Raw genomic sequence first — 6,585 nt, forward strand, 5'->3', positions numbered from 1 at the left:
GGTCTATGGGGCGGGACCGCTACTCCGTCAGCGGCAGTAGCGCTATTCTTATCTTCCATGAACCACGATAGCAGTATCGCCCAGATCATCGCGATACTGCGCGAAGAGGCCACCCGGCTCGGCCCGGGCGCGCGACTCCCCTCCAGCCGGGAGCTCATGCGCCGGCACAACGTCAGCCCCGTCACCGTCTCCCGCGCCATAGGCCAGTTGGCGGCCGAGGGCAGGGTCGTCACGAAGCCGGGCAGCGGCGCCTTCGTAGCGCAGCACCAGGTCACGGCAGGCCAGGACACCGCAGACCTGTCCTGGCAGACGGTCGCGCTCGGGGACCGGGTGGTCGACGAGGGGCCGGTGGCGGCGTTGCTCGCCTCGGCTCCCGAGGGCATGGTGCCGCTGACCGGCGGTTATCCGCACCCAGGGCTGCGCCCGGACAAGCAGCTAGGGGCCGCGGCGGCGCGCGCGGTACGGCGCCCGGACGCCTGGGCCAAGCCGCCTCTGACGGGGCTTCCGGAGCTCCGGCGGTGGTTCGCGACCCAGGCCGGCGGCGACGTGACCGCGGCCGACGCGTTGATCGTCAGCGGCGGCCAGGCGGCGCTCACGCACGCGTTCAGAGCACTGGCGGCTCCGGGCACGCCGGTGCTGGTCGAGACCCCCACCTACCCCGGGGCGCTGGCGGCGGCCAAGGCGGCCGGGCTGCGCCCGACCGCCGTACCCATGGACAGAGCCGGCGTACGTCCGGAGCTGCTGGCCGAGGCGTTCGCCGTCACCGGCGCGCGGGTCTTCTTCTGCCAGCCCACCCTGCACAACCCGACCGGCGCCACCCTGCCCGTCGAACGCCGCGAGCAGGTGCTGCAGGTGGCCAGGGCGGCGGGGGCGTTCGTGGTGGAGGACGATTACGCCCGCTACCTGACCGAGCACGCGCCGCCCTCACTGATGTCCATGGACCAGCACGGGACCGTGGTCCACGTGGGCTCACTGACGAAGATCCTGTCGCCGAGCATGCGGGTGGCCGCCGTGATCGCTCGCGGGCCGGCCGCGCATCGGCTGCGGGCGAGCCAGCTCGTAGAGTCCTTTTTCGTGGCGCGGCCGTTGCAGGAGACGGCGCTGGAGTTCGTCCGGTCGCCGGCCTGGCCGCGGCATCTGGCGGCCGTACACACCGAGATCAGGGCCCGGCGCGACGCGCTCGCGGCCGCGCTGGCCGCGCGCATGCCGGAGGCAGAGCTCCACCTGCTGCCCATCGGCGGGATGCACCTGTGGCTCCGCCTGCCCGCCGAGGTCGACGAGAACGCGCTGGTCGAGGCCGCCAGGCGGAACGGCGTGCTGGTGAGCCCGGGCAGGATGTACTACCCGTCCGAGCCGCCCGGGCCGCGCATCAGGGTGACGCACATCGCCGCCACCCACCTGCCCGAGCTGCACGAGGGGGTACGGCGCCTCGCCCAGGCCCTGGCCGGCACCCGGCAGCTCGATCGGGCCTGATCACCATGCCAGTAGAGTGATCTGCATGTCGTTCTCCGCGGAGCTCATCCGAGACTTCGTGAACACCTACGACGTCGAGTCCGACACGGACGAGCTGGCCTCCCCCGCCGAACTGGCCCTCTGGCTGCGCGAACGTGGCCTCATAGGCCCGCGCGACCACGCCACCGACGACGACTTGCACACCGCGCACGCCCTGCGCGAGGGGCTTCGGGCGGCGCTCAGGCGCGAGGCGGCCGACCTGCCCGCACTCCCGCTGCAGGTCGGCATCCAGAACGGGAGCCCGGCGCTGGTGCCGGCGCGGAGCGGGGTGCCGGGCGGGCTGGCCACGATCGCGGCTGCGACGGTGAGGCCGTCGTGGGACCGGCTCAAGGTCTGCGCGGAGGGAACCTGTCAGTGGGCGTTCATCGACTCGTCGAAGAACCGTTCCCGCTCGTGGTGTTCCATGCGGGTATGCGGCAACCGCACCAAGACACGCGCTTACCGGGCGAGGAAGCGGGGTTCGCGTCGTCTCCAAGGGTCAAACACCGATACGGTGTAACTCGTGCCTTGTGGCATTACGGCAGGCGAAGGAGCGGGCCGAGATGGCAGACGTAGGCGTCCGGGCGGCCCGGCGCGAGGATGTGCTCCAGGTTGCGAATTGTCAGATTCGCGCCTGGCGCTATGGCTATCGGGATTTCCTCCCGGAGGGTCCGCTTGAGCAGATGACCGGGGCAGCGGCGGAGAAGATGTGGCTGCGCCAGTGGGACGAGGCGATCGTCGCCCCGCCCACCCCCATGCATCGGGTCCTGGTGGCAGTGGAGACCATCCTCGACACCGAGGGCTTCCCCGCCCTCGGCGCGGGCGGCAGCGCCGCCCTTGTCACCCCTCGCGGCGGCGAGCGCGTGGTCGGCCTGGCCTCCCACGCGCCCGCCGAAGATCCCGACCTCGACCCCACCATGGTGGCCGAGATGCTGACGCTGCTGGTCGACCCCGATTTCGTCCGCCGGGGCCACGGCAGCCGCCTCCTCAACGCCACCGTCGACTACCTGCGCGATGACGGCTTCCGGCAGATCGTCACCTGGGTGTTCGCGGACAACCACGCGGTGCTCGGGTTCCTGGAGTCGGCCGGCTGGGGCGAGGACATGGCCGAACGCGTCCTCGACATGGGCCGTCCGATCCGGATGGTCAGGCTCACGACGGACATCAGCTAGAGGTTTCGACGAATATGGCAACCCCCGGCCAGTGGATCGCCGGCGCCCGCCCGCGTACGCTCCCCAACGCCATAGTTCCCGTCATGGTCGGCACCGGCGTGGCGATCGGCGAGGGCGGCTTCGTGTGGTGGCGGGCGATCCTGGCGCTGTTCGTGGCGCTTTCCCTGCAGATCGGCGTCAATTACGCCAACGACTACAGCGACGGCATCCGAGGCACCGACGACGAGCGGGTCGGCCCGATGCGGCTGGTGGGCTCGCGGGCGGCCACGCCGCGGCAGGTGCTGACCGCCGCGCTGGGCAGTTTCGCGCTCGCGGCGGTGCTCGGGCTCGTCCTCGTCCTGGTCACGCGGGCGTGGTGGATGCTGCTGGTGGGCGCGGCGGCGATCGCGGCCGCCTGGTTCTACACCGGCGGCAAGCGCCCGTACGGCTACCGCGGGCTGGGCGAGCTGGCCGTGTTCGTGTTCTTCGGCGTCGTCCCCGTGGTCGGGACGGCGTACGTGCAGACGGAGTCGCTGAGCTGGCCGGCGTTCCTCGCGTCGATCCCGGTGGGGCTGTTGTCGTGCTCCATGCTCGTGGTGAACAACCTGCGCGACGTGGGGACCGACGGCCAGGCGGGCAAGCGCACGCTGGCGGTCGTGCTGGGCCCCGAGCGCACTCGTACGTTGTACGTGGTCTGCCAGGTCGTGCCCTTCGTGGTGGCGCTGGCGATGGTGCCCATCACGCCGTGGGCGGCGCTCGTGCTGCTCGCCGTGCCGCTGGCGATCTCCCCGATCAGGACCGTGCTGGACAAGGCCGTGGGGCCGGCGCTGATCGCGGTGCTGCAGCAGACGGGCAAGCTGCAGATGGCGTACGGACTGCTGTTCGCGGTGGGCCTCGCCATCATCTTCTAGCGGATGGACGCCGAGGCGCAGCCCGGGTGCGGCCCAGCTCCAGCGCAACGCGTTCACTGCCCAGGCACCTCAACGAGTGGACGCGTACGTCGCGCGAGTGACGCCATGAGGGGCTAGCCTAAAAGGCCCCTGAACGGGCAGGCTTTCTGGTCAAGCGGTCCGGAAGCCCAAGCGCGAGGGATCTTGTTGAACCGGCCAGGCGCGCACACGGACATCGAGGAGTTCGAACGCGCACTCGCCGAGTGCGTCGCCATCGCCACCCGGGCGATGCCTGACTCCCCGATGGTCAGCATCGCGCTGTGCGCCGAGAACGGCCTGCGTACCGTCGCCTGCTCGCACGCGCGGGCCGAGCTGCTCGACGGGCTGCAGTCGGCCGCCGAGCAGGGGCCCTGCATCGACGCGCTCGACACCGGCGAGCCGGTGACGGCCACCGACCTGGGCGAGGACTCCCGCTGGCCCCGCTTCGCCGCGGAGTCCGGCCTGTTCAGCGTGCACTCCGAGCCGCTGAAGTCGGACGGCGGGCTGCTGGGTGTGCTCACCCTCTACTCGGACCGGTCCGGCGGCTTCAGTGAGGAGACGCGGGTCGCCGTACGCGTGACCGCCGGCCACATCGGCCTGCTGTTCCGCACGGCGCTCGACGCGGCCCGCATGCGGGAGGTCGCCGCGCAGCTCAAGGAAGCGCTCACCACCCGCGCGATCATCGACCAGGCCCTCGGCATCATCATGGCGCAGCGCCGGTGCACCTCCCACCAGGCGTTCGAGGTGCTCCGCCACGTCTCCCAGGACAAGAACGTCAAGCTGCACCAGGTCGCCGCCACCATCGTGGAGAAGGTGACCGGCGAGCCGCCGCAGCGCTCCCGCTTCGAGGACCCGCCGCCGCGCAGAGCCGGCCAGGCATAGCGACGGGATCGAGCTCGCCCGCCACGCGTGTTATCACAGTTCGATAACCAACGGAATTCCGGGGCCTGGAGGATGCATCCTCTTGCTGGAGGCTAACGATGGCCGATATCGCAATGCTCTCGGACGCGCCGGTCAATTGGCGTGGAGACCTTCTCCAGTTCCGACGATACGTCGATCCGCTTGTTTCGGTCATTACAAATCCCCGCACGGAGACGCCGTTCACCATAGGTATTTTCGGCGCCTGGGGCAGCGGGAAATCGACCTTGCTGAAAATGGTCGACGAGCGGCTCCTCGACCGGCACGGCGACGAGTTCGTACGTGTGCATTTCAATCCCTGGGTGCACCGCCGCGAGCCGCAGATGCTGCTCCCCCTCCTGAACGCCCTGCACACCGAACTCGACGAGGACCCTGCGCACCGCTTCGCCGACACCGTCAAACGGCTCAGCGCGATCATGCTGAATCTCGCCGCCGACGAGATGCTCAAGAGGATGAACCTGGGCTCGGTGAGCGTGGAGAAGATCGGCAAGCTCGCCCAGCAGTACGCCGAAATGCGCGGCCAGGTGGACAGCCAGACCGGCCGCCTGCGCAAGCTGCTGCAGGAGGAGGCCGACCGGCTGGCGGAAAAGGGCAGAAAGATCATCTTCTTCGTCGACGACCTCGACAGGTGCGAGCCCGACCAGATCATCGACGTGCTGGAGTCGATCAAGCTCTTCCTGGACGTCAAGCACGTCTTCGTGCTGATCGCGCTGGCCAAGGAGGTGGTCGATCGGGGCGTGTCGCTGAAGTACCGGCCGTTCGGCTTTTCGGCCGCGGATCGCCTGGGCGACGAGTACCTGGACAAGATGATCCAGCTCCCGCTGCACCTCTACCCGCTCGGCCCCGCCGAGGTCGGCCGGTTCATTCTCGACTCCCACCCTGGGGAGCTGGCCAGGAAGCACGCGGGAACGCTGGAGAAGATCGTCTCCGCCAACCCGCGCAAGATCAAACGGGTGCTCAACCTGCTGCGCGTGACCGAGGCGATCGTCGAGCGGACTCCCGGCCTCGCCGGCCTGCGACAGAGCCTGGTCGTCCGCCTGGTGGTGCTGCGCGTGCAGAGCCCGGAGCTGTTCGCGGACGTGGTCCGCGCACCCGACCTGCTCGTCGCGCTCGAGCTCGCCTACCAGACCAGGCTGTCGCCCAACGCGCCGCAGTTCGACGCGCGCTTCAAGGCGCAGGCGGAGCGGCTCAGGACCCTGACCAGGGGCTACTACGACTCCTACGGCTTCCTCGGGCCCCTCTTCGCCGACTCCACGTTCGAGGCGGCCGCGGGCGAGCTACCCGCCTACCTGACCATGATCGGCGGGTGAGAGATGCCCTTCACCGATGTCCGCTACGAGCTGTACGGGCTGCCTTCGGGCAACCCCTATGCCGGCGGGCCGCTGGATCCTCTCGCCCTCGAGGCCGACCGCGACCTGCTCCTCGAACTCGAGGGGTTCATCCGCCCGACCGCGGTCGAGGAGGCCGTGGAGAAGGCGGTGGGGGCGGAGAAACCGGCCTTCTTCCTGATCACCGGCGTGGGCAGTAGCGGCCGCACCTCCCTGGCCAACCACATCATGTACCGCTATCAGCACGCCCGAGCCGCCCACCTGCCCCACTTCACGCTGTTGACGCACTGCGCCGAGCGCGGCGAGATGACGCACGACGCCTACCGGACGCTGCGCTCCACCCTGCTCTGGCTGCGCAGCCGGTTGATGTCCCGCCAGATCGTCATCCCTCCAGATCTGGCCGGCATGTTCACCGACCTGAGCCGGCGAATGTCCGACCAGGCCATGCACGAATACGAGCTGCAGCCGATCGCCGACTACGCCGCCGCGCTCCTGGCCGCGCGCGACGTGGGCTTCGGCATCCGGTACGAGGGCGTGGCGACCAAGGAGCTGATCACCCAGGCCATCAAGGTGTTCGAGAACACCAGCACGGTCGTGGTGTTCACCGTCGACGACTACCGGCACGCGGATGCCGTCCAGCTCACGGACGCGGACCGGCAGGAGTTCGCCAGGCGCGGCCACATCACCGACCTGAGCCCGCTGACCCCCAGCCAGATAGCGGCGCTCGCGCACCACCGGTGGACCTTCCGCCTACACATCTCCGACCCA

Annotated in this window: 7 protein-coding genes; all 7 read left to right on the forward strand. The window is 69.8% G+C overall.

What is annotated here, in order from left to right; all coding sequences use genetic code 11:
* Window positions 1-57: 57 nt before the first annotated feature.
* Window positions 58-1,473 (forward strand): aminotransferase-like domain-containing protein, encoded by a 1,416-nt coding sequence (locus EJK15_RS66570; protein ID WP_138720479.1) that lies wholly within the window; start codon window positions 58-60, stop codon window positions 1,471-1,473.
* A gap of 25 nt (window positions 1,474-1,498) precedes the next feature.
* The gene (locus EJK15_RS66575; RefSeq protein ID WP_138720480.1) at window positions 1,499-2,011 is read left to right on the forward strand and encodes a CGNR zinc finger domain-containing protein; all 513 of its coding nucleotides are present in this window, start codon (window positions 1,499-1,501) and stop codon (window positions 2,009-2,011) included.
* Between the two features lie 163 nt (window positions 2,012-2,174).
* Window positions 2,175-2,663, forward strand: a complete 489-nt coding sequence (locus EJK15_RS66580) for a GNAT family N-acetyltransferase (RefSeq protein ID WP_138720481.1) — start codon at window positions 2,175-2,177, stop codon at window positions 2,661-2,663.
* Between the two features lie 14 nt (window positions 2,664-2,677).
* The gene (locus EJK15_RS66585) at window positions 2,678-3,553 is read left to right on the forward strand and encodes a 1,4-dihydroxy-2-naphthoate polyprenyltransferase (RefSeq protein WP_138720482.1); all 876 of its coding nucleotides are present in this window, start codon (window positions 2,678-2,680) and stop codon (window positions 3,551-3,553) included.
* Window positions 3,554-3,739: 186 nt separating this feature from the next.
* Complete coding sequence (locus EJK15_RS66590; RefSeq protein ID WP_138720483.1) at window positions 3,740-4,453, forward strand: GAF and ANTAR domain-containing protein; 714 nt, start codon at window positions 3,740-3,742, stop codon at window positions 4,451-4,453.
* Window positions 4,454-4,566: 113 nt separating this feature from the next.
* The gene (locus tag EJK15_RS66595) at window positions 4,567-5,799 is read left to right on the forward strand and encodes a KAP family P-loop NTPase fold protein (protein ID WP_240778083.1); all 1,233 of its coding nucleotides are present in this window, start codon (window positions 4,567-4,569) and stop codon (window positions 5,797-5,799) included.
* 3 nt (window positions 5,800-5,802) lie between these two features.
* A partial coding sequence (locus EJK15_RS66600; protein ID WP_138720485.1) for a hypothetical protein occupies window positions 5,803-6,585 on the forward strand: 783 nt, incomplete at its 3' end.

This window comes from Nonomuraea basaltis (assembly GCF_005893125.1).
GTDB lineage: Bacteria > Actinomycetota > Actinomycetes > Streptosporangiales > Streptosporangiaceae > Nonomuraea > Nonomuraea basaltis.

What these genes read in the sequence shown, in the direction of transcription:
- EJK15_RS66580 (WP_138720481.1), top strand. Translation starts at nt 2,175, where the DNA reads ATGACCGGGGCAGCGGCGGAGAAGATGTGGCTGCGCCAGTGGGACGAG.
- EJK15_RS66570 (WP_138720479.1), top strand. Translation starts at nt 58, where the DNA reads ATGAACCACGATAGCAGTATCGCCCAGATCATCGCGATACTGCGCGAA.
- EJK15_RS66595 (WP_240778083.1), top strand. Translation starts at nt 4,567, where the DNA reads ATGCTCTCGGACGCGCCGGTCAATTGGCGTGGAGACCTTCTCCAGTTC.
- EJK15_RS66575 (WP_138720480.1), top strand. Translation starts at nt 1,499, where the DNA reads ATGTCGTTCTCCGCGGAGCTCATCCGAGACTTCGTGAACACCTACGAC.
- EJK15_RS66585 (WP_138720482.1), top strand. Translation starts at nt 2,678, where the DNA reads ATGGCAACCCCCGGCCAGTGGATCGCCGGCGCCCGCCCGCGTACGCTC.